The organism is Rouxiella chamberiensis, assembly GCF_026967475.1.
Taxonomy (GTDB): Bacteria; Pseudomonadota; Gammaproteobacteria; order Enterobacterales; family Enterobacteriaceae; genus Rouxiella; species Rouxiella chamberiensis.
Genome location: NZ_CP114058.1, coordinates 1 through 26,322, shown reverse-complemented (window position 1 = coordinate 26,322; position 26,322 = coordinate 1). Strand labels below are relative to the sequence as shown.

At 54.6% G+C, this 26,322-nt stretch carries 15 protein-coding genes, 4 tRNA genes, 3 rRNA genes and 6 pseudogenes; 11 read left to right on the top strand and 17 right to left on the bottom strand.

Translation table 11 applies throughout. The features are described from left to right. The 3 genes and pseudogenes from O1V66_RS00135 to O1V66_RS00125 all read right to left on the bottom strand — a co-directional run bounded on the left by O1V66_RS00135 (position 1) and on the right by O1V66_RS00125 (position 2,591). The gene (locus tag O1V66_RS00135; protein WP_045049390.1) at positions 1–666 is read right to left on the bottom strand and encodes an amino acid ABC transporter permease; all 666 of its coding nucleotides are present in this window, start codon (positions 664–666) and stop codon (positions 1–3) included. A gap of 40 nt (positions 667–706) precedes the next feature. Then, positions 707–1,498 carry a transporter substrate-binding domain-containing protein gene (locus tag O1V66_RS00130; protein WP_045049391.1) on the bottom strand — a complete coding sequence of 264 codons (792 nt, stop codon included), beginning with the start codon at positions 1,496–1,498 and terminating at the stop codon, positions 707–709. A gap of 252 nt (positions 1,499–1,750) precedes the next feature. Further along, positions 1,751–2,591, bottom strand: a pseudogene (locus O1V66_RS00125) (MurR/RpiR family transcriptional regulator). Between the two features lie 205 nt (positions 2,592–2,796). Here O1V66_RS00125 and O1V66_RS00120 point away from each other — a divergent pair. The 4 genes and pseudogenes from O1V66_RS00120 (at position 2,797) to hpxZ (ending at position 6,434) form a co-directional block, all read left to right on the top strand. Continuing rightward, complete coding sequence (locus O1V66_RS00120) at positions 2,797–4,383, top strand: gamma-glutamyltransferase family protein (protein WP_045049393.1); 1,587 nt, start codon at positions 2,797–2,799, stop codon at positions 4,381–4,383. Between the two features lie 41 nt (positions 4,384–4,424). Continuing rightward, positions 4,425–4,625 carry an oxalurate catabolism protein HpxX gene (hpxX, locus tag O1V66_RS00115; protein ID WP_045049394.1) on the top strand — a complete coding sequence of 67 codons (201 nt, stop codon included), beginning with the start codon at positions 4,425–4,427 and terminating at the stop codon, positions 4,623–4,625. After that, positions 4,622–6,018 (top strand): annotated as a pseudogene (locus O1V66_RS00110) (AtzE family amidohydrolase). Before hpxX ends, O1V66_RS00110 begins: the two are co-directional and overlap by 4 nt. A 32-nt stretch (positions 6,019–6,050) precedes the next feature. Further along, positions 6,051–6,434 (top strand): oxalurate catabolism protein HpxZ, encoded by a 384-nt coding sequence (hpxZ, locus tag O1V66_RS00105; protein ID WP_045049396.1) that lies wholly within the window; start codon positions 6,051–6,053, stop codon positions 6,432–6,434. Between the two features lie 42 nt (positions 6,435–6,476). Here the strand turns inward: hpxZ and puuE are convergent, their stop codons facing one another. The 3 genes from puuE to O1V66_RS00090 form a co-directional block, all read right to left on the bottom strand. Further along, the gene (gene puuE / locus O1V66_RS00100; RefSeq protein WP_045049397.1) at positions 6,477–7,421 is read right to left on the bottom strand and encodes an allantoinase PuuE; all 945 of its coding nucleotides are present in this window, start codon (positions 7,419–7,421) and stop codon (positions 6,477–6,479) included. A gap of 70 nt (positions 7,422–7,491) precedes the next feature. Further along, complete coding sequence (locus O1V66_RS00095; protein ID WP_045049398.1) at positions 7,492–8,235, bottom strand: aspartate/glutamate racemase family protein; 744 nt, start codon at positions 8,233–8,235, stop codon at positions 7,492–7,494. Further along, a complete protein-coding gene (locus O1V66_RS00090; protein WP_045049399.1) occupies positions 8,235–8,975 on the bottom strand; it encodes a GntR family transcriptional regulator in 741 nt (246 codons plus the stop codon). Before O1V66_RS00090 ends, O1V66_RS00095 begins: the two co-directional genes overlap by 1 nt. 177 nt (positions 8,976–9,152) lie before the next feature. Between O1V66_RS00090 and O1V66_RS00085 the strand changes: the two are divergent. Beyond that, positions 9,153–10,647: pseudogene (locus tag O1V66_RS00085) on the top strand (NCS1 family nucleobase:cation symporter-1). 62 nt (positions 10,648–10,709) lie between these two features. Here the strand turns inward: O1V66_RS00085 and O1V66_RS00080 are convergent. Continuing rightward, positions 10,710–10,786, bottom strand: a tRNA-Asp gene (locus tag O1V66_RS00080). Positions 10,787–10,937: 151 nt separating this feature from the next. Then, a complete protein-coding gene (dnaQ, locus tag O1V66_RS00075) occupies positions 10,938–11,687 on the bottom strand; it encodes a DNA polymerase III subunit epsilon (RefSeq protein WP_045049401.1) in 750 nt (249 codons plus the stop codon). A 70-nt stretch (positions 11,688–11,757) separates the two neighbouring features. Here dnaQ and rnhA point away from each other — a divergent pair, with 70 nt between their 5' ends. Further along, the gene (gene rnhA, locus O1V66_RS00070) at positions 11,758–12,225 is read left to right on the top strand and encodes a ribonuclease HI (RefSeq protein ID WP_045049402.1); all 468 of its coding nucleotides are present in this window, start codon (positions 11,758–11,760) and stop codon (positions 12,223–12,225) included. A gap of 56 nt (positions 12,226–12,281) precedes the next feature. Here the strand turns inward: rnhA and O1V66_RS00065 are convergent. Then, positions 12,282–13,018 (bottom strand): annotated as a pseudogene (locus tag O1V66_RS00065) (methyltransferase domain-containing protein). Positions 13,019–13,062: 44 nt separating this feature from the next. Here O1V66_RS00065 and gloB point away from each other — a divergent pair. The 4 genes and pseudogenes from gloB (at position 13,063) to O1V66_RS00050 (ending at position 17,374) form a co-directional block, all read left to right on the top strand. Further along, positions 13,063–13,818, top strand: a complete 756-nt coding sequence (gloB, locus tag O1V66_RS00060) for a hydroxyacylglutathione hydrolase (protein WP_045049404.1) — start codon at positions 13,063–13,065, stop codon at positions 13,816–13,818. Between the two features lie 69 nt (positions 13,819–13,887). Next, a pseudogene (mltD, locus tag O1V66_RS00055) lies at positions 13,888–15,265 on the top strand (murein transglycosylase D). A gap of 596 nt (positions 15,266–15,861) precedes the next feature. Further along, on the top strand, positions 15,862–16,587 hold the full coding sequence (locus tag O1V66_RS21695; protein WP_330873434.1) for an MFS transporter: 726 nt from the start codon (positions 15,862–15,864) through the stop codon (positions 16,585–16,587). Continuing rightward, positions 16,511–17,374 (top strand): MFS transporter, encoded by an 864-nt coding sequence (locus O1V66_RS00050; RefSeq protein WP_330873432.1) that lies wholly within the window; start codon positions 16,511–16,513, stop codon positions 17,372–17,374. The genes O1V66_RS21695 and O1V66_RS00050 overlap by 77 nt, the downstream gene beginning before the upstream one ends. A 78-nt stretch (positions 17,375–17,452) precedes the next feature. Here the strand turns inward: O1V66_RS00050 and O1V66_RS00045 are convergent, their stop codons facing one another. Beyond that, positions 17,453–18,262: an endonuclease/exonuclease/phosphatase family protein gene (locus O1V66_RS00045; protein ID WP_045049406.1), complete on the bottom strand. Its 810-nt coding sequence runs from the start codon at positions 18,260–18,262 to the stop codon at positions 17,453–17,455. 296 nt (positions 18,263–18,558) lie between these two features. Here O1V66_RS00045 and yafC point away from each other — a divergent pair. Beyond that, a pseudogene (gene yafC, locus O1V66_RS00040) lies at positions 18,559–19,460 on the top strand (DNA-binding transcriptional regulator YafC). Positions 19,461–19,523: 63 nt separating this feature from the next. On the opposite strand, the gene dkgB reads toward yafC, so the two are convergent. The 7 genes from dkgB to O1V66_RS00005 all read right to left on the bottom strand — a co-directional run bounded on the left by dkgB (position 19,524) and on the right by O1V66_RS00005 (position 25,987). Next, a complete protein-coding gene (gene dkgB, locus O1V66_RS00035) occupies positions 19,524–20,327 on the bottom strand; it encodes a 2,5-didehydrogluconate reductase DkgB (protein ID WP_045049408.1) in 804 nt (267 codons plus the stop codon). A 249-nt stretch (positions 20,328–20,576) separates the two neighbouring features. Then, positions 20,577–20,653: transfer RNA gene (locus tag O1V66_RS00030), tRNA-Asp, on the bottom strand. 91 nt (positions 20,654–20,744) lie between these two features. Then, positions 20,745–20,860, bottom strand: a 5S ribosomal RNA gene (rrf, locus tag O1V66_RS00025). A gap of 115 nt (positions 20,861–20,975) precedes the next feature. Further along, positions 20,976–23,880: ribosomal RNA gene (locus O1V66_RS00020) — 23S ribosomal RNA — on the bottom strand. Between the two features lie 212 nt (positions 23,881–24,092). Then, positions 24,093–24,168, bottom strand: a tRNA-Ala gene (locus O1V66_RS00015). 128 nt (positions 24,169–24,296) lie between these two features. Beyond that, positions 24,297–24,373 (bottom strand) — tRNA-Ile (locus tag O1V66_RS00010). 72 nt (positions 24,374–24,445) lie between these two features. Next, positions 24,446–25,987 (bottom strand): 16S ribosomal RNA (locus tag O1V66_RS00005). The 16S, 23S and 5S rRNA genes sit together here with 3 tRNA genes alongside, the layout of an rRNA operon. Positions 25,988–26,322 lie beyond the last annotated feature (335 nt).

The window sequence follows — 26,322 nt, the reverse complement described above, 5'->3', positions numbered from 1 at the left end:
TTAGCTGTAACTCCCAAAGAAGCGGCGACCGGCCAGCAGCAACAGCTGGCGCATGACTATCGATAGCGCCAGATAAAACAGCGTACAGATCAGATAGGTCTCAAAGCTCAGGAAAGTCCGCGACTGGATCAGGCTGCCGACAAAAGTCAGTTCCTGATAGGAAACCTGAGACACTACCGACGACCCCAGCATGACAATAATGCATTGGCTCACCAGCGCCGGATAAATGCGCTTTAGCGACGGCGGCAGAATCACCCGCAAAAACGTCTGGCTGCGGGTGAGCCCCAACACACGCCCGGCTTCCCACTGCCCTTTTGGCGTGGACTGAATGCCGGCACGGATGATTTCGGTACTGTACGCGCCGAGGTTAATCAGCATCGCCAGCAGCGCGGCCTCACCGGCGGTGAGTTTCAGTCCCAGCGACGGCAGGCCGAAAACGATAAAGAACAGCTGTACGACAAACGGCGTATTGCGAATGACTTCGACATACACGCCCCACACGCGGCGCAACACCACGCGTTTTCCGCTGCGAATGGCAGCCCCGCAGATGCCGAGGGCAATACCGCCAATCGTGGCCATGAAAGTCAGCTCGATGGTGGTCCACAGGCCGGCAAGAAGCTGCGGCAAATAGGGCCAAAGGGCAGCGAAATTAAGCTGATACGTCATTAAAATCCTCCGTTGCGCACGCGTATTGACTCATGACCCGTCAAGCACCCAGATTGGCTGGCAGAGGGGCTTTCATCCATTTTTCGGACAGACCATTCAGCGTTTTGTCTTTCAGCGCTTCGTCAATCAACGCATCCACCCTGGCTTTTAGCGCAGGCTCGTCTTTGCGCATGCCGATAAAGCACGGCGAATCTTTCAGCAAGACTTTCGACTCCGGCGCTTTCTGCGGGTTGGCGCGTGCGATGGCCGCCACAACCAGATTGCCCGTGGCAATGAACTGCACCTGACCGGACAGATAGGCAGAAAGCGTGGTGTTGTTATCTTCGTAACGTTCGATTTTGGCGTCTTTCGGCGCGATATCGGTCAGCACCAGATCTTCGACGGCCCCGCGCGTTACGCCGATGGATTTACCGGAAAGCTGCTTCACATCGGCCAGTGCATCGCCTTTCGCGCCAAACACGCCAAGGAAGAACGGCGCGTAGGCCTTGCTGAAATCGATCACTTTCTCGCGTTCCGGATTTTTACCCAGACTTGAGATAACCAGATCCACTTTGTCGGTTTGCAGATAAGGCACGCGGTTGGCGCTGGAAACGGGCACCAGCTGCAACTTAAGTTTCATCTTGGTCGCCAGATACTGCGCCATGTCGATGTCATAACCCTGTGGCTGCATATCGGTCCCGATGGACCCAAACGGCGGGAAGTCTTGAGGAATAGCCACGCGCAGCACGCCGCGCTGCTGGATATCCGTTAACTGATCGGCCAGCGCCAGCGGTGCCTGAATCATCAACATAGCTGCACCAACCCACGCCACTAACCGTTTGTTCATTTTCATTTGCGACTCCCCGGATGAATAGTTTATGAAACGATAGATTCTTATGCCAAGCATTCTGCAACTAATGTGCCAAAAAATGAAAATGACGAGGGATAAGCGACAATCTCAATATTCATCAGGGCTTAGAGACGAAAAGGACGGATCTTCAGCCGGAAATTTTCGCCCGACGACGGGGCAAAGGGAGGAATTCAGGAAAAAGGGCGTGCACTTTTATTGTGCACAAGCACCAATTCGGGGCCTAAAACGCTTGACTCAGCGCTGTTCCAGCTCGTCGAGATCGGTATACAGCTCGGTTATCTGGTGAATACGCTGACGCCCCGAGGCCAGCATTTCATGCAGCAAGGCATTGCTCAGCAGATTGGCGAGACTCATGGCGGCGGAATAGGAGTCGAAGGCCGACACGCTGTCGAGCGACGCGGCGAGATGCCAGCGCGCCAGCGGAATAAGCGACTGGGCCTGGGGTTCGCAAATCAGCAGCACCGGCACGTTCATCTGCTGCAACTGGGTCAGAATGGCGCGTGCAGTGCGCGGTCGGCGGCGGAAGGCGATAAATACCACGACATCCTGCGGCGTCAAATCCACCAGCTCTTCGGCCAGCGTCTGGCCCGGTTGCGGCATCATCGACACTAGATTACGTACCTGCAACAGCTGCTGGCGCAGGTGTAGCGCGACCGGATAACTGTTGCGCAACCCCAGTAGACGCACTTGGCGGGCCTGACTTAACGCGGTAATGACGGCGGTAAAGACATTGCCGTCGATCTGGTTTATCCATTGCGTCAGGTTGGCCATTTCCTGCTTGTAATGACGCGAAAGCAACGTGTTGCCCTGCACGGCGTCACGGCTGTCGGTCAGCGGCATACCGCTCTGGCGCAGCGTTCGCACCTCGTCGCGCATGTCGCGATAGCTGGGATATCCCAGACGCTTGAACAGACGGCTGACAGTGGCTTTCGATACGCCGCTGAGCCGCGCCAGCTCTGCGCTGTTATAGCTCATCAGGTCGTCGATATGGTCGAAGATAAAGTCTGCCACCCGCTGGTTCCTGCGGCGTCAGGTCGGCGTAATAGCCGCGCAGCCGTTCATCGATCTGTTTCATTGGTGGTGTCCTGTAACCATCGTTTCAGCCGAAGATAGCATGTCCGGCAATGTCTCCGGCAAAAATATTTTCACCCCCACCTCCTGCTCGTGTTCACAGTTTTCAAAAAAGATTAACCATAAGCAAAGGATCTGGAACGTCTCTTGCTTATATCCAGACAGTGCGACAGAAAATAATACGCCCCATCGGGGAAAAGGATTACGGCATGATTAACAGTAACAGCGCACCGCTTGGCATGGCGGTCACTCCTCATCACCTCGCCAGTCAAAGCGCATTGGCGGTTCTGCGGGAAGGCGGCAACGCCATCGAAGCCATGGTGGCGGCAGCCGCGACCATCGCCGTGGTGTATCCACACATGAACGGGCTGGGTGGCGACGGTTTCTGGCTTATCGTGCCGCCGCAGGGCAACCCGGTCGCTATCGACGCCAGCGGGGCTGCCGGTTCGCTGGCCTCTCTCGATTTCTATACAGGCGAAAGCCATATTCCGCATCGTGGCCCGAAAGCCGCGCTGACGGTGGCCGGTACCGTCGGCGGCTGGCAGGAGGCGCTTAACGTATCCGCAGAATTCGGCGGTGAACAAAAGCCGCTGTCGCGGTTGCTGCGCGACGCCGTGCGCTACGCGGCAGACGGGTTTCCGGTTACGGCCTCGCAGGAAGCGGCTACCCACAGCAAGCGCAGCGAACTGGAGTCGATAGCTGGATTCGCCGATGCCTTTCTGCCACAGGGCGAGGTGCCGCCTTGCGGGCATCGTTTTACCCAACCTAAAATTGCTTCAACGCTGCTGCAACTGAGCGAAGAAGGACTGGACAGCTTCTATCGCGGCAATCTGGCCGCCAGTCTGGCCGCCGACATGCAAAAGCTGGGAATGCCGGTGACGGCGGAGGATCTGGCGGCTTATCGCCCGCAGCGCCGCACGCCGCTGAAACTCAAGCACAGCAAAGGCGAAATTTATAATCTCACCCCGCCGACACAGGGTCTGGTATCGCTGGCCATCCTCGGCCTCACCGACCGCCTGAATCTCGCGGCGATGGATGAAGGCGCGACCATTCACTCCATCGTCGAAGCCACCAAGCTGGCGTTTGGCCTGCGCGACCGCTTTATCACCGATCCGCGCATGATGACGCAAGACGCGCAGGCGCTGCTGGATCCGGCCTACCTCGACGCGCTGGCGACCCGCATCAACCCGCATCGCGCCGCCGACTGGGGCAAGGGCAAAGGACCGGGCGACACCGTCTGGATGGGCGTAATGGACAGCAGCGGGCTGGCCGTGTCCTTTATTCAAAGCATTTATCACGAATTCGGCAGCGGCGTGGTGTTGCCGGAAAGCGGCATCATGTGGCAAAACCGGGGAGCCTCTTTCTCGCTCGATGCCGATCATCTGCTGGCGCTGGCACCGGGCAAACAGCCTTTCCACACGCTCAACCCTGCCGCTGCCCGCCTGTATGACGGCCGCACCCTGGTGTATGGCGCGATGGGCGGCGACGGACAACCGCAAACGCAGGCCGCCGTATTTATTCGCCACGTCATTCAGGGCAAATCGTTGCAGGAGTCGATTAGCGGGCCGCGCTGGCTGCTCGGCCGAACCTGGGGACAGAGTTCGGACTCCCTGAAAATGGAAAGTCGCTTTACCTACACCACGCTCGCGGGGCTGCGTCAGCGGGGTCACGACGTCGAGATGCTGCCGGAATTCAGTGAGGCGGTCGGTCACGCGGGCGCGATAGTCCGTCATACCAACGGCATGTTCGAAGGTGCGTCCGATCCGCGCAGCAACGGCAGCGCCGCCGGGTTTTAATGCTTTTCACTTTTTAAAAGACCAGAAAGACAGGAATCGTTATGAAAACAGACTCTACTCCACGTGATGTCGATTGGGCGGCCTATGTCAGCCAGATGGAAGCCGTGCTGGCGCTGGAACTCGATGACGCGCGTCGTCAGGAATTGCTGGCTCAGTTCACCCGCATTGCACAAATGGCGCAGCCGCTGATGGATCTGCCGCTCGACCCGCTTCTCGAGATTGCGGGGGTTTATCGCGCATGAAACCTTTGCAGCAGGCCACCATTCACGACATTCAGCAGGCGCTGAACAGCGGCGAGATGTCCGCTACCGAGATTGCCCGCCACACGCTGGACAACATCGAGCGCGCCAATCCGGTTATCAATGCCTATACCCACGTGACCCACGAGCGGATGCTCAGTGAAGCGGCCAAGGTGGATAAACTGCGGGCCGGCGGCGCGACGTTGCCGCCTCTTGCGGCGGTGCCTTATGCGGTTAAAAACCTGCTGGATGTGACCGGCGAGGTGACTCTGGCCGGGGCCAGTCTGAACAGTAGCAATCCGGTCGCCAAACAGGATGCCTTTACCGTGTCGCGCCTCGCCGAACAGGGCGCGCTGCTCTCCGGCATGCTCAATATGGATGCCTACGCCTACGGTTTTACCACCGAAAACAGCCATTACGGCGTGACTCGCAATCCGCGCGACCTTGAGCGCATTGCGGGAGGCTCATCCGGCGGTTCTGCCGCCGCGGTGGCGGCCGGGTTGGTGCAGTTCACCCTCGGCAGCGACACGAATGGATCGATTCGCGTGCCCGCCTCGCTGAGCGGCATTCTGGGGCTGAAACCGACCTTTGGTCGACTCTCGCGTCACGGCAGTCAGCCGTTTGTCGCCAGTCTGGACCATCTCGGCCCGATGGCACGCAGCAGCAGCGACCTGTCTCTGGTCTTTGACGCCATGCAGGGCAAAGACGCCGCCGATGCGTTTCAGGCGGACAAACCGGCGTGCGACACCTTTTCGCTGCTGTCGCGTGGGCAGGAGGGTCTGCGCACGGCGGTGCTGGGCGGGTTCTTCAATACCTGGTGCGACGATAATGCCAGGGCCGCCGTAAAAAGGTGGCACAGGCGCTGGAAGCGCAGGACGAAGTCGACATGCCACAGGCGGAGCTGGCGCGTTCTGCGGCCTTTATCATCACCGCCTCCGAAGGCGGCAACCAGTATCTGCCGCAGCTGCGCGCCATTCCCGGGCAGTTCGAGCCGCTGTCGCGCGAGCGATTGCTGGCAGGCGCGATGATTCCGGCGGCATGGTACGTGCAGGCGCAGCGTTTCCGCCAGCAGTTCCAGCAGCAGGTGTTGCCGATGTTCGAACATTGGGACATTCTGATAGCGCCGTCGACGCCGTGTCCGGCCACCGTGATCGGTCAGGACACCCTGACCCTCAACGGCGTGTCGCTGCCGACGCGCGCCAGCATGGGTATGCTGACCCAGCCCATTTCGTTCCTCGGCTTGCCCGTGGTTTCCGTCCCGCTGACCACAGCAGGCGGCTTGCCTATCGGATTACAGCTGATTGCTCCGCCTTGGCGTGAAGATCTCTGCCTGCGTGCGGCCTGGGCACTGGAACAGCAGGGTATTGTCAGCGTGAGCAGCTCGCCGGTACGCTGATTTTTAAAGGTTAACGACTTATCGAGACAATAATGAAAAGTGAACATATCGATCGCCCCGCCATACTGGCGGAAGTCAACGCAGCCTTTTATCGCTATGAAAAGGCGCTGATTACCAACGATACGGTGGTGCTGGATGAACTGTTCTGGCATGACCCGCGTACCGTGCGCTATGGCGCGGGCGAAAACCTTTACGGCATCGAGGAGATCCGCGAATTTCGCGCCTCACGTCCATCACAGGGGCTTGACCGCGAATTGCAGAACACGGTCATTACCACTTTTGGGGATGACATGGCGATTGCCAGCACCGAGTTTCGGCGCGAAGGCAGCGACAAGGTGGGTCGTCAGATGCAGACGTGGGTAAAAATGCCGAGCGGCTGGCGCATCGTCGCAGCCCACGTCAGTCTGATGGTTTAACGCCTACTCTCTCCTCCCTGCGCGGGAGGAGAGAAGCCGGGCTTAGTTATCGGCCGGGTGATGCCTGACCCAGTGGTCGGCGATTTCCTGACGTTTACAGACCCAGACGCTATCGTGTGACTGCACATAGTCAAGGAATCGCTGCAACGCGCGGAAACGGCCCGGGCGACCCAGAATGCGGCAGTGCATACCAATCGACATCATCTTCGGCGAAGTCTCGCCTTCGGCATACAGCACGTCGAAGCTGTCTTTCAGATAGGTATAGAACTGCTCGCCGGTGTTGAATCCCTGCGGAGAAGCAAAACGCATATCGTTGGTTTCGAGCGTGTAAGGGATGACCAGATGCTGCTTCACTTCGCCGGAATCGAGTTTTACCGGTGTCCAGAACGGCAGATCGTCGCCGTAGTAGTCGCTGTCATACTGGAATCCGCCCTGCTCAACCACCAGCTTGCGAGTGTTTGGACTGTCGCGCCCCGTATACCAGCCCAACGGTTTAGTGCCGAAAAGATCCTCCAGAATGGCGACCGCCTTGCGCATGTGCTCCGTTTCCTGCGCTTCACTCATGTCCTGATAATGAATCCAGCGCCAGCCGTGGCTGACCACGTCGTAATCCGCCTGTTTAATCGCCTCGACCACCTCGGGATTGCGCGCCAGCGCCATGGCCACACCAAACACGGTCAGCGGTAAGCCCCTTTTCTGAAACTCCTGATGGATGCGCCAGAAACCGGCGCGCGAACCGTATTCATACAGCGAATCCATCGACATATGCCTGTCGGGGAAGCTGGCCGCGCCGATGATATCCGACAAAAACTGTTCTGAACCTGCATCGCCGTGCAGCACGTTGTTCTCGCCGCCCTCTTCATAATTCAGGACAAACTGGACGGCGATCCGTGCGTCGTTCGGCCAGCGGGCGTGAGGCGGACGACCGGCATAGCCAATCAGGTCGCGGGGATAGTCGCGGGTAAAGCCGTAATCGATATCAGACATAATATTCTCTGCTCGTCACTGGTTGTTCGGGTCTTCTAGTAAAAGAGGCGATGTGGCTTTGGCGGCTTCTTCAACGATTGAGATCCTGGAAGCGGCCGGAAAGCGGTTTGGCAATCGGGTAATCGAGGTCGCCGAACTTGCTGGTCGAAAGCTTCAGGGCATGCAGCGACTCAATCAGCCGCACCGCCGCGCTGACGCCGTCAATGACCGGAATCCCCAACTCGAGGGTCAACTCCTGTGCCAAATCCGCCATGCCGCCACAGCCCAGCACGATAGCGCCGCTGCCGTCCTGCTGTTTGGCCTTGATGCACTGCTCGCGGACCTTTTGCTGCGCCACGCCGCTGCCGTCGTCCAGCGCCAGCACGGGCAGGTCGATGGCATGCAGCGCGGCGCAGTGGCGCTCGAAGCCGTACTGATGCAATAAATGGCGGGCAATCACCAGCGTACGGGGCAAGGTGGTGACGATGGAAAAGCGCGTCGCCACAAGCGTAGCCATATGCATGGCGGCCTCGGCAATGCCAATGACCGGCGCACGCGCCAGTTCGCGCGCCGCCAGCAGCCCCGGGTCGCCGAAACAGGCGATGATATGCCCGTCAACCCCCGCCTCGCGCCCTGCCTTCACCTGCTGCAACACGCCGAGCGTGGCGATGGCCTCGTCGAAATGGCCTTCAATCGAGGGTGCGCCTTCATCGGGACAAACGGCCATGATTTCCGTGCCTGCCGAGGCGACCTGACGTGCCGTTGCGGCCATCACTTCCGTCATGCCGAGGCTGGTATTGGGATTGATTAATTGTATACAGAGTGAGGAAGACATCAGCGGGTTTCCCTATCTTTAACAGGCAGAGGCGAAACCTCCGAGAAAATCTGCGTAAAGTCCGGCGTTGGCCCTTCGCTGCTTTCAAAACGCAGGCTCGCAACGATGGTGTCGAAATGGTGCGCCATTTTTTCTGCCAGTGCGGCGGCATCACGCTGTTTAAGCAGTTCGAGAAGATCATCGTGATCGTGGCAGCGGCAGCCCTGCTGCCACGGCGCGCCCCAGGCGGCAATCGCCAGCGACGAGCGCAGGGTCAGCTGGGACACGGTCTCGGTCAGCACCTTGTTGCCGGAAATAGCCTGTAACTGTACATGGAAGGCGGCGGAAAGTCGGATGGCGGCGGTGCCTTCCCGGTCTTCATGCGCGCGCTTCTCCTCTTGAAGGAGCTTGTTCATGGCGGCGAGATGCGGCGACTGACAGTGCGCGACGACAGCGCTCATATTGGCGCATTCCAGCAGCTTACGGGTGGTAAACACGTTGCGGGACTCTTCGGCGTCCGGCGTGGTGACATGTGCACCGCGCTTGGGCAAAAGGGTTACCAGTTGCACTGCTGCGAGGCGTTGCAGCACGCGACGAATGCCGGTCCGGCTCACGGAAAACGCGTCGGCCAGCGCCTCTTCGGGCAGTTTGTTGCCGGGCAAAAGCTTGTGTTCGACTATCGATCGCACCAACGCATTGTAAATGTGGTCGTCCTTGTCCTCAGTAAAATAAGCCGTATTCTGGCCGTTCCAGCTGGTCATCTTGACTACTCCGTATACCGAACAGATAACTTATCGTATACATGAATTTATTTTTTTGTATACAAAAAATGAAATTTGGCCTAATTCCTGCAATGAACCTGTTGAATGAATTTTTTTGGATTACCGGACACCGGTTTCCCCTTTATCAAATTGTTCTTTATGACAGGAGCACGATTTATGCCAAACCAGAAGACTTCCTCTGAGCAGAGTGCGGGGATAATCAAGCCGCACTACAGTCCAAGGCTCTGCAATGACGATTTGGCCCCCACCCGCCACCAGAACTGGAGCTGGTACAACATCTTCTCCTTCTGGATGTCGGACGTGCACAGCATGGGAGGGTATGTGGTGGCCGCCAGCTTCTTTACGCTGGGGCTGGCGAGCTGGCAGGTGCTTATCTGTCTGCTGTGCGGAATCTGCATCGTGCAGCTGTGCGCCAATCTGGTCGCCAAACCGAGCCAGCAGGCAGGCGTTCCCTATGCGGTCATCTGCCGTCAGGCGTTTGGGGTGTTTGGCGCAAATATTCCGGCCGTGATTCGCGGGCTGATTGCCTTCGCCTGGTACGGGATTCAGACCTATCTTGCGGCCAGCGCGCTGATGCTGGTGATGCTCAAGTTCTTCCCGGCGCTGAATCCGTTAACGCAGCCGCATTGGCTGGGCCTGTCGGCGCTGGGATGGATCTGTTTTGGCGTGATGTGGGTCTTGCAGGCGATGGTGTTCTGGCATGGCATGAACGCGATTAAGCGTTTTATCGATGTGGCGGGTCCCGCCGTGTATGTGGTTATGCTGATGCTGGCGGGCTGGATTGTGTACAAGACCGGTTTCAGCAATATTTCGTTTACTCTGGCAAGCAAAACCCTGACCCCAGGTCAGCAAACCTGGGAGATGATCACCGCGACGGCGCTGGTGGTGTCTTATTTCTCCGGTCCGCTGCTGAATTTCGGCGACTTCTCGCGCTACGGTAAAAGCATGGGCGAAATCCGCCGTGGCAACCGCTGGGGCCTGCCGTTCAACTTCCTGCTGTTCTCTGTGGTCACCGTGGTTATCGTTTCCGGCACCCAGTCGCTGTTCGGCACAATGATAACCGATCCGATTGAAACCGTGAGCCGCGTCGGCAACAGCGTGGCCGTGGCACTGGGCCTGCTGACCATGATTATCGCCACCATCGGCATTAACATCGTCGCCAACTTTGTATCGCCGGCCTTCGACTTCTCCAACTGTTCGCCGCAAAAAATCAGCTTCCGCACCGGCGGGATGATTGCCGCCGTGGGTTCCGTGCTGCTGACGCCGTGGAACCTGTTCCAGTCTCCCGAACTCATCCACTATACGCTCGACGTACTGGGTGCCTTTATCGGGCCGCTGTTCGGCATTCTGCTGGTGGATTACTACCTGATCAAACGCGGTCAGCTGGACGTCGATGCGCTGTTCAACGCGACGCCGTCGGGTCGTTACTGGTATCGCAATGGCTTTAACCCGAAAGCCATCGGGTCGCTTGTTCCAGCCGGTTCTGATTGGTCTGGTCATCAGTTTTACGCCGAGCCTGCACGCGGTAGCCAACTTCAGCTGGTTTATCGGCGCATTGCTGTCGGGCGGCTTCTACCGCGTTATTGCGCGTCAGGATCGTGTTGCCGAAACCTCGATGGGCTATGTGAAAGGCGAGTTGAGCAAGGAGTAAAAATTCGGGAGAGATAAAAGCAGCGAAGCCCTGAGTCATTGCTGACTCAGGGCTTCTGAATGTGGCGGAACGGACGGGGCTCGAACCCGCGACCCCCTGCGTGACAGGCAGGTATTCTAACCAACTGAACTACCGCTCCACTTTACTGCTGTACTGCCGTTCCATGTCGGTGGAACGAGGCGAATATTACGGTCGGCCGCGTGTTCCGTCAATCTCTTTTCCGACAAAAAAATCTGTTTGCTCAGTATTTCCGCATCATGATGAAATTGACGGCATAATGCCGTGAAACTTTACTCTTCCGCCGCCTCTTGCGGACGCCACAGACAGCTGCCGCCCTTCTTCATGACCAGATCCAGTCGCGACTCGTGCGCCGTAAGCTCTTCGTCGCTGGCATACAACACTTTCAGGCCCGATGCCGGGCGCAAAATACGCTGAATGTCCTGACCGTCGGCCCCGGTGTTTCTTTCGCCTTCGTGCGAGAATTTGATAAGCGTCTGCCCGCCGGTCATCATCAGATAGACTTCGGCCAGAATTTCGGAGTCCAGCAGCGCGCCGTGCAGCGTTCGCTTGCTGTTGTCTATCAGATAGCGATCGCTCAGGGCATCGAGGTTGTTGCGCTTGCCGGGGAACAGCTTGCGCGCCATCAACAGGCTGTCGGTTATCTTGCAGAACGTCTCGGTTTTCGGGATATCGCGCCCGAGCATGCCGAACTCGTAATCCATAAAGCCGATGTCGAAGTTCGCATTATGAATAACCAGCTCGCCGCCGCGAATAAAGTCGATGAACTCGTCGGCGATTTCGGCGAAGGTCGGTTTGTCGGCCAGAAACTCGTCGCTGATGCCGTGCACGCCAAAAGCCTCGGGATCAATCAGGCGATCGGGCTTGAGGTACATATGGAAATTGCGGCCGGTCAGACGGCGGTTTATCACCTCGACGGCGCCGATTTCAATGATGCGGTGTCCTTCATAGTGGACACCCAGCTTGTTCATACCGGTGGTTTCGGTATCGAGAACAATTTGTCGGGTTGGGGTAGTTAGCATATTGCAGTGCTCATCGCGCTCGTTTATGTCAGACTTGGCTTTTACATTCTGATGGAAGAGTCTACCAGAGATGCGCAAACAGGTAGAAATTTTCACCGACGGATCCTGCCTCGGCAATCCGGGTCCCGGTGGTTACGGCGCAATATTGCGCTATAAAGAACATGAAAAACCCTTTAGTGCCGGTTATCGGCTGACAACCAACAATCGTATGGAACTGATGGCCGCCATCGTGTCGCTGGAAGCCCTGACGACGCCCTGCGACGTGACGCTGAGCACAGACAGTCAGTATGTACGTCAGGGTATCACGATGTGGATCCATAACTGGAAAAAACGTGGCTGGAAAACCGCCGACAAGAAACCGGTGAAAAACGTCGATTTATGGCAGCGCCTCGACGCCGCCATTCAGACTCACACGCTGAACTGGTTGTGGGTCAAGGGTCACGCAGGACATCCCGAAAACGAACGCTGTGACGAACTGGCGCGTCTTGCCGCCGGGAATCCAACGCTCGACGATGTGGGTTACAAGCCCGAAAAGTAGCCTCGCCTCTGCGCACGGTCTTCTGCCGTGCGCCTCAATGCCTCTTCAATTGCCTGTTACTTGCAATGATGATCGTCGTGATCTTCGCGATAGGTCTTGCTGGCGCCTACCGGTTGGGCCAGAGCCTGACGTCGGGCGTGCACCTTTTGGCGGTCGGGAGCAGCGGCAGCGTGCGCTTACGCGCCACAATCACCGTCATGCAGCCCAGCGCCGGAAGATGATCGCCCAGCAGGCGCCCGCCATGCCTGTGCCACGGCAGCACCTGAAACCGCGATTTGAACATCACTTCATAGTTAAGCAGGCTGAGCCAGTCAATGAGTCGAGTCTGGCTGAACATGCGGCTGGCATACGGCTGGCGCCTGCGCAAAAACGGCACGCATTTGCCAAGCCCCAACACACTGAGCGGGGTAAATCCGCCGACAACCAGCCAGCCGTCGTCTATCAATACGCGGTCAACCTCGCGCAGAATGCGGTGCGGATCGGTGGCATAATTCAAGGTATGACACAGCAGGCAGGCATCGACCGACTTCTGCTCAAACGGCAGATAGTAAGGGTCGCCAAGCACCTGCAGGTTATGACCTTCCGGCGCAACGTTGACCTGGTGCGAGATAGGGCAAGCTTCACTGTTGATTTCAGCGCTCAAATTGCCCACTTTTAGCAGATGAAAACCGTACAACTTGCCCCACCAGGGTTGCAGTTGTCGTTCAAGCGCGGCACGGTAGTAATCACCACGGGGAATGTCATCCCAGGATGAAGGCACCACCAGCTTTTTGCGAATATGTGCTGACTTCATGTTTTGTTTTCAACTTTCAGGTGTTTGACCCACAGGAGTTTGTCATGAATCTTATCAGTATTCCGGCCTTGCAGGATAACTACATTTGGTTGCTGGATGACCAGAAAGGACATTGCGTGATTGTCGATCCGGGTGAAGCCCAGCCGGTGCTCGATGCGCTGAAACAACATCATTTAACGCCGACGGCCATCATGCTGACGCATCATCATGGCGATCACGTCGACGGAGTTAGCGCAATTGTCGAGCAGTTTCCTGCTGTAAAAGTGTACGGACCGGAAGAAACTGCCCGCAAAGGCGCTAGGATAATTCTTAAAAGCGGCGACAGGGTCGAAATCGGTGGGGCAAACTGGACGATATTTGCTACGCCGGGACACACGTTAGGTCACATTTCATACTATAGCGCACCTTACCTATTTTGCGGAGATACGATGTTTTCGGCAGGTTGCGGCCGGTTGTTCGAAGGCACGCCGGAGCAAATGTACCAATCGTTTCAACAGTTAGCTGAACTTCCCGACGATACGCTTGTCTGTTGCGCGCACGAATATACAGTCTCGAATCTTAAGTTTGCACGTTCGATTCTACCGGACGATTCCGATATTCTGGCACATGAACAAACGGTGCTGGATAAGCGTAAAAACGGACAATCATCCCTGCCGACAACCCTCGGTTTGGAACGCAAAATCAACCTATTCTTACGTTGCAATGACGTTGATTTACAAAAGAATTTAAACGTTAACACAACCATTACAGCTGACTGGCAGGTTTTTGCCCATTTACGTCGACTCAAAGATAGCTATTAAAGCTTTTAGTTGTCTTTTTTGACGAGGCAAAGTACTATTGCTCGTCTTTTAAGCAACTATGACACACACATGAAGGCTAAAGCGATTATCTTCGCCTCTATGCTGCTTGTGGGTTGCCAGGCGTCCAGGCAGGACGTCAAGGTACCAGAACAACATGCACAGAGTTTGTCTTCGGCAAGTCAAAGTGAAGCAGGAGAGTACACAGAGGATGGCCGAAGCGCCGTCATCGCAATGGCTGGGCAGCAATGACCCCAATGCGCAAAAAAATCTGTGGAACTTCATTGGCGACGAGCTGAAGATGAAGGTTCCGGATAATTCCCGGATCCGTGAGCAAAAAGTAAAATATTTGAAACAGAAGAGCTATCTCCACGATGTAACATTACGGGCAGAGCCGTACATGTACTGGATCACCGAGCAGATTAAGAAACGCAATATGCCGATGGAACTAGTACTGCTACCCATAGTGGAGAGCGCTTTTGACCCAAAAGCAACGTCAGCAGCTAATGCCGCTGGGTTATGGCAGATTGTGCCAAGTACGGGTCGCAACTATGGTTTGAAGCAAAATCAGTGGTACGACGGTCGCCGCGATGTTGTGGCATCCACGACTGCTGCGCTGAACATGATGCAAAGCCTGAACAAGATGTTTGGCGGTGACTGGTTACTGACCGTCGCAGCCTATAACAGCGGTGAAGGTCGCGTGATGCAGGCGATAAAACAGAATAAGGCAAAAGGTCGACCGACAGATTTCTGGTCATTGGCGCTTCCTCGCGAGACGTCGATTTATGTTCCGAAAATGTTGGCCCTCAGCGATATTCTTAAGCATAGTCAAAAATACGGGATTAGCTTACCGAAACCTGACGAAGATCGTGCACTGGCACGTGTCGAAGTCGGTCAACAGATGCAGTTAACTCAGGCGGCTGAGATGGCGGGCATGTCAGTGACTAAGCTTAAGTCCTTCAATACCGGCTACAAACGTAATGTCACGGCCCCTAACGGCCCTCATTACATTGTGTTACCAAAGGCGCATGCCGACCAGTTGAAAGACTCTCTGGCTGATGGCGACATCAGTGCGGTGCAGGAAACACGACTGGCCAGCAACAGCACGTCTGGTGCAGCTTCCTACAAGGTCCGCTCTGGCGACAGCCTGACAGGAATTGCAGCCAAACTGAATGTGAAGTCGCGTGATTTACAGCGTTGGAACAATTTACGCTCGGCGAGCGTGTTAAAAGTTGGGCAAACCCTGCAAGTGGCAGACAGCGGCGCAATTGGTGGCAAAAACGGCAGCATTACGTACCAGGTACGTAAGGGCGATTCGTTGTCGAGCATTGCCAGAAACAACGGCGTAAACATCAAAGATGTGATGCGCTGGAACTCCGGCCTCGACAGCCTGCAGCCAGGCGAAAAGCTGACGCTCTATGTGAGCGGCAAGCAGAGTCCTGACAGCTAGGTTCGATTTGCAAGGCATTGCATAGCTCGCCGCCATGTAGCGATATTGGCGAGAAAAGGCACCTCCGGGTGCCTTTTTTTCGTGCTGATTTTAATGAAAAGATTGCCCCTTGCGCACTGATAATATTCCACAATCGACGCCGTTTGATATAAAAAAATAACTCACCCTCTTCTCTCGCCGCCCCTTAAAATTCATCTTCAGCCAAGCTTCCCACGGATTAAATAATTAAAAAATCACTCATCGACATTTGGTTTAATATCCAAAAAATTCACGGGAATTATTTAAATTACGCCCCTTAACCAGGCAGAAGATAATTTCATGAAAAGCAAAACTTGCAGGCGCAAGCTCCTTTATCGCCCTGATTTCTGTGATTCATGTCACAAAAGTATGACATGCAGACCATAAGCTGCTATATCTAATAAACAGTGAGAAACAGACCCACCCAAAAGAAACAATTAATGGAGAGGGGATAGACAGCATTGACGGCCTATATTTCTCACTGGCTTTCACCTTGATTGGCCACCTATTTTTCCCCTCACACTCTTTCGCAAGGATGTATTTGAACAACTGACTTAAAACTAGAAAACAAGGTACTTATGACGCAGATAAATCAAGAAAAAATTGCCACACTCTCGGAGTCGCGAGGGAGCGAAAATAGCGTTCCCGATCAGATTGAAAATAGTGAAAACAATAACTTTCTTAGCGCAGATGCGTTTCTCCTTACTGCCACCGGCATTGCTGCCATCGCGGGCTTTCTTTACGGCTACGACACGGGGATAATTTCTGGCGCCCTGCTGCAAATCACTCACGACTTTTCGTTAACGAGTCACGCACAGGAGATAGTCACCAGCGCCATTCTGGTCGGTGCCGTTATCGGTGCATTGTGCTGCGGTAAACTCTCGAGTGCTATCGGCCGTCGCTATACCGTCATGACCGTTGCCGGCATCTTTGCGGTAGGCGTTATCGGTTCGGGTCTGTCAACTTCAGCCGTATGGCTCGGCGTGGCACGTGTGGTTCTCGGCTTCGCCGTCGGCGGCGCTTCACAGATTGTTCCCGTCTATATCGCCGAGCTGGCTCCGCCTGCGAAACGCGGTCGACTGGTGACCTTTTTCAATATTTCTATCGGTATCGGCATTTTAACCGCAGGCCTGGTCGGCGCGTTAATGCAAGATATCTGGTCATGGCGCGTGATGTTCTCCGTCGCGGCGATCCCGGCCATTATCCTGCTGGTTCGGGATGCTGCCGATGCCGGAAAGCCCACGCTGGCTGGTCGGCCAAAAGCGAACCAAAGAGGCGCGTATCGCGTTGAACATGGTGCGTGAAACGGACCGCGAAGTTCGCCACGAACTGCGAAATATTCAAAAAGTGCACGATAAAGTCGAACGCAAGAAGGTCGAAGGCTGGAAAGATCTCAAGCAACCCTGGTTGCGCCCTGCCCTGTTTGCCGGTCTGGGTGTCGCTGCCTTTACCCAGCTTTCGGGTATCGAGATGATGATCTACTACACCCCGACCTTCCTGACCGATGCCGGTTTCAGTCGCGCCGCAGCCTTGCATTCCGCGTTGGGCGTTGCCGTTATCTATCTGGTCATGACGTTTATCGGCAAGCTGGTTGTCGACCACATCGGTCGCCGTGCATTGACCCTGTGGATGATGCCGGGTGCGGTTATCAGTCTGTTCCTGCTGGGCCTGATGTTTATGCTCGACAGCAAGGGGGAACAGTACGGCATGTGGATTGTGGTCTGTCTGTTCGCCTTCATGATTTTCAACTCTGGCGGTATTCAGGTAATTGGCTGGTTGCTGGGTTCGGAAGTGTATCCTATGGGGATCCGCGAAAAAGCCACCAGTCTGCACGCCGCAACGCTTTGGGGTTCAAATCTGCTGCTGACCGCCACGGCGCTGTCGCTGGTCGGTTATCTGGGTATCGGCGGTGCAATGTGGTTCTACGCGCTGCTCAACCTGGTGGGTTTCCTGTTCATCTACTTTATGGTGCCGGAAACCAAGGGACGTTCGCTCGAAGAGATTGAAACTTCGTTGAAAGAAGGTAATTTTTATCCGCTCGCGCAGAAGAAAAATGCCAAGTCCGTCAAGACGGTGGATGAACCCGCCTAACGCTTAGAAGCGGATACATACCGATAATCAGCCCCGAACAAGCCAGGCTTGCCGGGGCATTTTTTATGGGCGCGTCAATTAAAGGTCGATACCTTCCGGCGGGTTATGCGCAAGGAATTCAACCAGCAGCGGATTGTGATCGGAGGCGCGCGTCTCGAGTACTCTGGCATCGGTAACATTCAGGCCGCGATAGAAAATGAAATCCAGCGGGCGACCAAAGGCTTTGCGGCGCAGGTCTGACGGAAAGCGGACTTCCTGGAGAGACACATTACGGGCAAAACTATAAAGCGCGAGAATTCGCTGACGGCTCCAGGCGTTGAAATCCCCTGCCATGACGACCGGACCTTTATGATTGGCAATCTGTTCGCCAATGGGATCAAGCTGCTTACTGTAGACATCGACCCCGATACTGAAATTCACGGCGTGAATGTTGACTACCATCAGCAGGCGGCCATCCAGCAGCGGATAGACGGTGACCAGCGCCGATTTTGACAGGCGGAGTAAAGGCTCACGCTCGCGCAGCGGGCAGCAATACACCGGATGTGCGGCAGCCAGTGTCATCACACCTGAAGGGTGCTGTGGCAAGTCAAAAGCCGGCACCTGATCGGCGGCAAGATAATGGGAGGTCGCAAAGCGGATGAGTTCAGGCGTAGTCTGCGCTTCTTGCAGCAAGACCAACTGCGCGTCTTTGCCAAAGCCTTGCAGTACGGAAAGCCAGTCAGCACGCTGCTGCTTGAAGATATTCCATACCATGACGCGTAAAATATTCGAATTGGGCAGTGCAGCTCCAGGCGGCAGATCGGGTCCGAGATGTGCTAACACACCCGGAAAAATTTGCTCGACCGGTTGACCTGCAACATACCTCATTGCATACGTTTTTTTCGGCACACTGTTAACCCATTCTATCCAGCATCATTCAACCTGACAGATGCTGGCGATATCCATCGTGAATCTGCTGTGCGGAAGTTTTCCCTTCAGCGGTACTTTTCAGTATACGCCGCCCCCAAGCCAACACCCAATGTGTTTACATGGGTATACCTTGAAAGCGCCATTTTCGCGACTAATCCCATTCGGTTCGCTAAAACGCGGCTTCACGCGGTCGCTATTGATAGCCGCTGCCTTTTCACTGTGCTTAAATGTTCAGGGAGCCAGAGTTATCAATAATTTTTGCTGGGGTAGCAACAATGAAGGCAAGCTCGGAAGAACTCGAAGTATTCGTGACCGTGGTCGAGAGCGGCAGCTTTAGCCGCGCCGCCGAACAGCTTGGGCAGGACAATTCTGTCGTTAGCCGAACCATTAAACGGCTGGAGCAGAAGCTGGGCATTCAGTTGCTCAACCGCACTACGCGCCAAATCAGCCTGACTCATGAGGGCGAACGCTATTTTGGACGAGTGCAGAAGATCTTGCAGGAGATGGCCGCCGCCGAAAACGATCTACTCGACAACCGTAACGTGCCGCAGGGTTTACTGCGCATCGATGCTGCCACGCCGGTCATCCTCCACATTCTGGCGCCGCTGGTTGAAGAATTTACCGCGCGCTATCCCAATATCGCCCTTTCGCTATTCTCTTCCGAAAGCAATATCAATCTTATCGATCAGAAGGTCGATGTGGCTATTCGTATCGGCGAACTGGAAGACTCGAGCCTGCGCGCCAGAAAGCTGATGCTGAGCTATCGCAGTGTGCTGGCCTCCCCGCCTATCTGCAAAAATGGGGCGTGCCGAAAGACGTGGATGATTTGGCGAATCATCATTGCCTGGGATTCAACGAGGTAACGGCGCTTAATCGCTGGCCGCTGCTTTGCGCCGACGGTCAGCAGTTAACCATTACGCCATTTGTCAGTGCCGGAAGCGGTGAAACGCTGCGCCAGCTTTGTCTCGCAGGCAACGGCATTACCTGCCTGTCGGATTATATGATTCAGAAAGACATCGACAATGGAGATTTGGTGCCCCTTTTCGTTCCGCAGGTGATGCGTATTGCCATGCCGATACATGCGGTGTATTACAGCGATCAGGCGGTCAGTACGCGTATTCGCTGCTTTATCGATTTTCTGGGCGAAAAAATGGCGCAACCCGCTTCATCGGAATAAAGGTATAAAAAAGCCCAAACATAGGTTTGGGCATGAGGCATCGGCAGAATTACGCGTTGTAGATCAATCCCATTCCGGCGCCAGACCTTCCGGGTTCACCAGACGACCATTTCGTTCAAGCGCGGCAATCTGCGCCATATCTTCGGCCGACAGCACCAGATCACGAGCAAGAAGATTGCTTTCGAGGTTTGCGCGTTTAGTCGAGGAAGGAATAACCGCATAGCCTAACTGCAATGCCCAGGCTAGCACGACCTGCGCCGGGGTTGCGTGGTGACGTTCGGCAATCTGCAAGATAGTGGCGTCTTTTAGCGCTTCACCATAGGCAAGCGTCATATATGACGTGATGGCAATACCCTGTTTAGTAGCAAAATCAACGACCTTGCGGTTTTGCAGGAATGGCGACAGTTCAATCTGGTTAGTGGCAATTTCTGCTGCACCCACGGCATCGATCGCTTGCTGCATAAGCGCGACAGTGAAGTTTGAAACCCCGATTGCGCGGGTCAGGCCGAGCTGCCTGGCCTTTACCAGCGCCTGTAAGGTTTCCGCCACGCTGACCGCGCCATTAGGCGATGGCCAATGGATTAAGGTCAGATCAACGTAAGAGGTCTGGAGTTTGTTTAAACTCTCTTTAAGGCTGTCTATCAATGAATCCGCGGCGAGATTTTCAACCCAGATTTTGGTGGTAATAAACAGCTCTTCACGGGCAAGGCCGCTTTCGGCAATGGCCTCTCCAACGGCAGCTTCGTTATCATAGATCTGTGCGGTATCAATGGCGCGGTAGCCAAGTTCCAGCGCGGTAGTAACAGAATCTTTTACGACCTGATCCTTCAAACGGAAGGTCCCTAAACCCAAAGTTGGTATGCTCACCGTTAACTCTCCTGAATCAATAAATGTTTATTTTGCCCTCAAAGGGGCGCGATATGGAGAGTATGAACCTCGGCTTAATGGATAAAAATAACCACATTGCCATAAGACTTTGGACATTTATGCAATAATCGAAGGACAATCGTTCAATTTAAATACTATTGAAGTGTGCATAGGGATGTGAAAATGAGGAGAGAGGGAATTTTAAATGCAAAAAACCCTGAATCTTTCGATTCAGGGTTATGCAATAAGTGGCGGAACGGACGGGGCTCGAACCCGCGACCCCCTGCGTGACAGGCAGGTATTCTAACCAACTGAACTACCGCTCCACCGGTTCTTTCACTCACGACGGACAATCGGTCCGCTGTCAGTTTGTTCTCGCTATTTTTCCTTGTCAGGGGAAAGGAGAACCAATTTGATGCCTGGCAGTTCCCTACTCTCGCATGGGGAGACCCCACACTACCATCGGCGCTACGGCGTTTCACTTCTGAGTTCGGCATGGGGTCAGGTGGGACCACCGCGCTACTGCCGCCAGGCAAATTCTGTTTTATTCCAACCGCTTTCCCCATCAATCAGGGTAAGCCATCAGAACCAATCTTTGAACAAGCTGATAGTTAAAACTGCGTCTCTCTAAAACACCTTCGGTGTTGTAAGGTTAAGCCTCACGGGTCATTAGTACTGGTTAGCTCAATGCATCGCTGCACTTACACACCCAGCCTATCAACGTCTTGGTCTTAAACGTCCCTTCAGGGGGCTTATAGCCCCAGGGAAGACTCATCTCGAGGCAAGTTTCGCGCTTAGATGCTTTCAGCGCTTATCTTTTCCGCATTTAGCTACCGGGCAATGCCATTGGCATGACAACCCGAACACCAGTGATGCGTCCACTCCGGTCCTCTCGTACTAGGAGCAGCCCCTCTCAATCTTCCAACGCCCACGGCAGATAGGGACCGAACTGTCTCACGACGTTCTAAACCCAGCTCGCGTACCACTTTAAACGGCGAACAGCCGTACCCTTGGGACCTACTTCAGCCCCAGGATGTGATGAGCCGACATCGAGGTGCCAAACACCGCCGTCGATATGAACTCTTGGGCGGTATCAGCCTGTTATCCCCGGAGTACCTTTTATCCGTTGAGCGATGGCCCTTCCATTCAGAACCACCGGATCACTATGACCTACTTTCGTACCTGCTCGAGCCGTCACTCTCGCAGTCAAGCTAGCTTATGCCATTGCACTAACCTCACGATGTCCGACCGTGATTAGCTAACCTTCGTGCTCCTCCGTTACTCTTTGGGAGGAGACCGCCCCAGTCAAACTACCCACCAGACACTGTCCTCACCCCAGATTATGGGGCCGAGTTAGAACATCAAACATTAAAGGGTGGTATTTCAAGGTTGGCTCCACGCAGACTGGCGTCCACGCTTCAAAGCCTCCCACCTATCCTACACATCAAGGCTCAATGTTCAGTGTCAAGCTATAGTAAAGGTTCACGGGGTCTTTCCGTCTTGCCGCGGGTACACTGCATCTTCACAGCGAGTTCAATTTCACTGAGTCTCGGGTGGAGACAGCCTGGCCATCATTACGCCATTCGTGCAGGTCGGAACTTACCCGACAAGGAATTTCGCTACCTTAGGACCGTTATAGTTACGGCCGCCGTTTACCGGGGCTTCGATCAAGAGCTTCTCCTTGCGGATAACCCCATCAATTAACCTTCCGGCACCGGGCAGGCGTCACACCGTATACGTCCACTTTCGTGTTTGCACAGTGCTGTGTTTTTATTAAACAGTTGCAGCCAGCTGGTATCTTCGACTGTCTTCGGCTCGGGAAGCAAGTTCCTCCACCTAGCGACAGCGTGCCTTCTCCCGAAGTTACGGCACCATTTTGCCTAGTTCCTTCACCCGAGTTCTCTCAAGCGCCTGAGTATTCTCTACCTGACCACCTGTGTCGGTTTGGGGTACGATTCAATGTTACCTGATGCTTAGAGGCTTTTCCTGGAAGTGCGGCATCAACTGCTTCATCACCGTAGTGACTCGTCATCACGCCTCGGGGTTAAGGTGTACCGGATTTACCAGGAACACCCCCTACACGCTTAAACCGGGACAACCGTCGCCCGGCCAGCCTAGCCCTCTCCGTCCCCCCTTCGCAGTAACACCGAGTACAGGAATATTAACCTGTTTCCCATCGACTACGCCTTTCGGCCTCGCCTTAGGGGTCGACTCACCCTGCCCCGATTAACGTTGGACAGGAACCCTTGGTCTTCCGGCGTGCGGGTTTTTCACCCGCATTATCGTTACTTATGTCAGCATTCGCACTTCTGATACCTCCAGCAGACCTCACAGTCCACCTTCGACGGCTTACAGAACGCTCCCCTACCCAACAACGCCTAAGCGTCGCTGCCGCAGCTTCGGTGCATGGTTTAGCCCCGTTACATCTTCCGCGCAGGCCGACTCGACCAGTGAGCTATTACGCTTTCTTTAAATGATGGCTGCTTCTAAGCCAACATCCTGGCTGTCTATGCCTTCCCACATCGTTTCCCACTTAACCATGACTTTGGGACCTTAGCTGGCGGTCTGGGTTGTTTCCCTCTTCACGACGGACGTTAGCACCCGCCGTGTGTCTCCCGTGATAACATTCTTCGGTATTCGCAGTTTGCATCGAGTTGGTAAGCCGGGATGGCCCCCTAGTCGAAACAGTGCTCTACCCCCGAAGATGAATTCACGAGGCGCTACCTAAATAGCTTTCGGGGAGAACCAGCTATCTCCCGGTTTGATTGGCCTTTCACCCCCAGCCACAAGTCATCCGCTAATTTTTCAACATTAGTCGGTTCGGTCCTCCAGTTAGTGTTACCCAACCTTCAACCTGCCCATGGCTAGATCACCGGGTTTCGGGTCTATACCTTGCAACTTGACGCCCAGTTAAGACTCGGTTTCCCTACGGCTCCCCTATACGGTTAACCTTGCTACAAAATATAAGTCGCTGACCCATTATACAAAAGGTACGCAGTCACACCACGAAGGTGCTCCCACTGCTTGTACGTACACGGTTTCAGGTTCTATTTCACTCCCCTCGCCGGGGTTCTTTTCGCCTTTCCCTCACGGTACTGGTTCACTATCGGTCAGTCAGGAGTATTTAGCCTTGGAGGATGGTCCCCCCATATTCAGACAGGATGTCACGTGTCCCGCCCTACTCATCGAACTCACAATCTGTGCGCTTTTGTGTACGGGAGTATCACCCTGTACCCTGCGACCTTCCAGACGCTTCCACTAACGCACAAACTGATTCAGGTTCTGGGCTGTTCCCCGTTCGCTCGCCGCTACTGGGGGAATCTCGGTTGATTTCTTTTCCTCGGGGTACTTAGATGTTTCAGTTCCCCCGGTTCGCCTCGCATGGCTATGTATTCACCATGCGATAGTGTGACGTATCACACTGGGTTTCCCCATTCGGGTATCGTCGGGTATAACGGTTCATATCACCTTACCGACGCTTTTCGCAGATTAGCACGCCCTTCATCGCCTCTGACTGCCTAGGCATCCACCGTGTACGCTTAGTCGCTTAACCTCACAACCCGAAGGTGTCTTTGCAGACGCTTCGAAGCCGTGATTATTTGAGAGACTCTGATACAGGTGCGCATAACTCGGTACTTCTACGGAGAGTTATGTTCAGCTGTATCGTTTCAATTTTTCAGCTTGTTCCAGATTGTTAAAGAGCAAAATACTTCGCAGCACACTGTTGCCAGTATACTCTGAAGTATTACGTGAACCGTATGGATATGGTGGAGCTAAGCGGGATCGAACCGCTGACCTCCTGCGTGCAAGGCAGGCGCTCTCCCAGCTGAGCTATAGCCCCATACAGTCACTAACAGATACCTTTATGATTACCACTCGTAAAAGAGTTATTCTTACTCAGGCAAGGCGTGTGCGAGGGAAGTTTACCTGGGTAAACGACCGAGTGCATAACGCAGCATGAGAAAGAATTGGTAGGCCTGAGTGGACTTGAACCACCGACCTCACCCTTATCAGGGGTGCGCTCTAACCACCTGAGCTACAAGCCTATAAAGGTATTTCTGCTCGTTACTATTTCATCAGACAATCTGTGTGGACACTGCACAATGCGTATCTTGAGGTAAGGAGGTGATCCAACCGCAGGTTCCCCTACGGTTACCTTGTTACGACTTCACCCCAGTCATGAATCACAAAGTGGTAAGCGCCCTCCCGAAGGTTAAGCTACCTACTTCTTTTGCAACCCACTCCCATGGTGTGACGGGCGGTGTGTACAAGGCCCGAGAACGTATTCACCGTAGCATTCTGATCTACGATTACTAGCGATTCCGACTTCATGGAGTCGAGTTGCAGACTCCAATCCGGACTACGACGCACTTTATGAGGTCCGCTTGCTCTCGCGAGTTCGCTTCTCTTTGTATGCGCCATTGTAGCACGTGTGTAGCCCTACTCGTAAGGGCCATGATGACTTGACGTCATCCCCACCTTCCTCCGGTTTATCACCGGCAGTCTCCTTTGAGTTCCCGACATTACTCGCTGGCAACAAAGGATAAGGGTTGCGCTCGTTGCGGGACTTAACCCAACATTTCACAACACGAGCTGACGACAGCCATGCAGCACCTGTCTCAGAGTTCCCGAAGGCACTAAGCTATCTCTAGCGAATTCTCTGGATGTCAAGAGTAGGTAAGGTTCTTCGCGTTGCATCGAATTAAACCACATGCTCCACCGCTTGTGCGGGCCCCCGTCAATTCATTTGAGTTTTAACCTTGCGGCCGTACTCCCCAGGCGGTCGACTTAACGCGTTAGCTCCGGAAGCCACGCCTCAAGGGCACAACCTCCAAGTCGACATCGTTTACAGCGTGGACTACCAGGGTATCTAATCCTGTTTGCTCCCCACGCTTTCGCACCTGAGCGTCAGTCTTTGTCCAGGGGGCCGCCTTCGCCACCGGTATTCCTCCAGATCTCTACGCATTTCACCGCTACACCTGGAATTCTACCCCCTCTACAAGACTCTAGCTTGCCAGTTTCAAATGCAGTTCCCAAGTTAAGCTCGGGGATTTCACATCTGACTTAACAAACCGCCTGCGTGCGCTTTACGCCCAGTAATTCCGATTAACGCTTGCACCCTCCGTATTACCGCGGCTGCTGGCACGGAGTTAGCCGGTGCTTCTTCTGCGAGTAACGTCAATCGCTGCAGCTATTAACTACAGCGCCTTCCTCCTCGCTGAAAGTGCTTTACAACCCTAAGGCCTTCTTCACACACGCGGCATGGCTGCATCAGGCTTGCGCCCATTGTGCAATATTCCCCACTGCTGCCTCCCGTAGGAGTCTGGACCGTGTCTCAGTTCCAGTGTGGCTGGTCATCCTCTCAGACCAGCTAGGGATCGTCGCCTAGGTGAGCCATTACCCCACCTACTAGCTAATCCCATCTGGGCACATCCGATGGCGTGAGGCCCGAAGGTCCCCCACTTTGGTCTTGCGACATCATGCGGTATTAGCTACCGTTTCCAGTAGTTATCCCCCTCCATCAGGCAGTTTCCCAGACATTACTCACCCGTCCGCCGCTCGTCACCCAGAGAGCAAGCTCTCCCGTGCTACCGCTCGACTTGCATGTGTTAGGCCTGCCGCCAGCGTTCAATCTGAGCCATGATCAAACTCTTCAATTAAAAGTTCGATTTGCTGAAACAAGTTCAGCGATGCTCAAAGTTACTTCACATCATTCATAATGAATTACTGCTTGGTCACTCTAAGACTTGATATTTTTTGCCACCGAGGTGGCGGATATCGCCTTGTGAGTGCCCACACAGATTGTCTGATAAATTGTTAAAGAGCAGTGAGTTACGCGCTTTCGCTTGCTAACTCGAGGTGGCGTATATTACGCTTTCCTCATTTGATGTCAACCGTTTATTTTCGCGGTCACCATCATTTTTAATTCTTCCCGACTCGTTCACACCGCGTTGCTGCTGCGTTGTTCCCTGTCGTTGGAGCGGCATTATAGGGA

Excerpts from the sequence above, each read along its gene's own strand:
- O1V66_RS00135 (WP_045049390.1), bottom strand. The coding sequence starts at position 666 with ATGACGTATCAGCTTAATTTCGCTGCCCTTTGGCCCTATTTGCCGCAG.
- O1V66_RS00130 (WP_045049391.1), bottom strand. The coding sequence starts at position 1,498 with ATGAAAATGAACAAACGGTTAGTGGCGTGGGTTGGTGCAGCTATGTTG.
- O1V66_RS00120 (WP_045049393.1), top strand. The coding sequence starts at position 2,797 with ATGATTAACAGTAACAGCGCACCGCTTGGCATGGCGGTCACTCCTCAT.
- hpxX (WP_045049394.1), top strand. The coding sequence starts at position 4,425 with ATGAAAACAGACTCTACTCCACGTGATGTCGATTGGGCGGCCTATGTC.
- hpxZ (WP_045049396.1), top strand. The coding sequence starts at position 6,051 with ATGAAAAGTGAACATATCGATCGCCCCGCCATACTGGCGGAAGTCAAC.
- puuE (WP_045049397.1), bottom strand. The coding sequence starts at position 7,421 with ATGTCTGATATCGATTACGGCTTTACCCGCGACTATCCCCGCGACCTG.
- O1V66_RS00095 (WP_045049398.1), bottom strand. The coding sequence starts at position 8,235 with ATGTCTTCCTCACTCTGTATACAATTAATCAATCCCAATACCAGCCTC.
- O1V66_RS00090 (WP_045049399.1), bottom strand. The coding sequence starts at position 8,975 with ATGACCAGCTGGAACGGCCAGAATACGGCTTATTTTACTGAGGACAAG.
- dnaQ (WP_045049401.1), bottom strand. The coding sequence starts at position 11,687 with ATGCTAACTACCCCAACCCGACAAATTGTTCTCGATACCGAAACCACC.
- rnhA (WP_045049402.1), top strand. The coding sequence starts at position 11,758 with ATGCGCAAACAGGTAGAAATTTTCACCGACGGATCCTGCCTCGGCAAT.
- gloB (WP_045049404.1), top strand. The coding sequence starts at position 13,063 with ATGAATCTTATCAGTATTCCGGCCTTGCAGGATAACTACATTTGGTTG.
- O1V66_RS21695 (WP_330873434.1), top strand. The coding sequence starts at position 15,862 with ATGACGCAGATAAATCAAGAAAAAATTGCCACACTCTCGGAGTCGCGA.
- O1V66_RS00050 (WP_330873432.1), top strand. The coding sequence starts at position 16,511 with ATGCCGGAAAGCCCACGCTGGCTGGTCGGCCAAAAGCGAACCAAAGAG.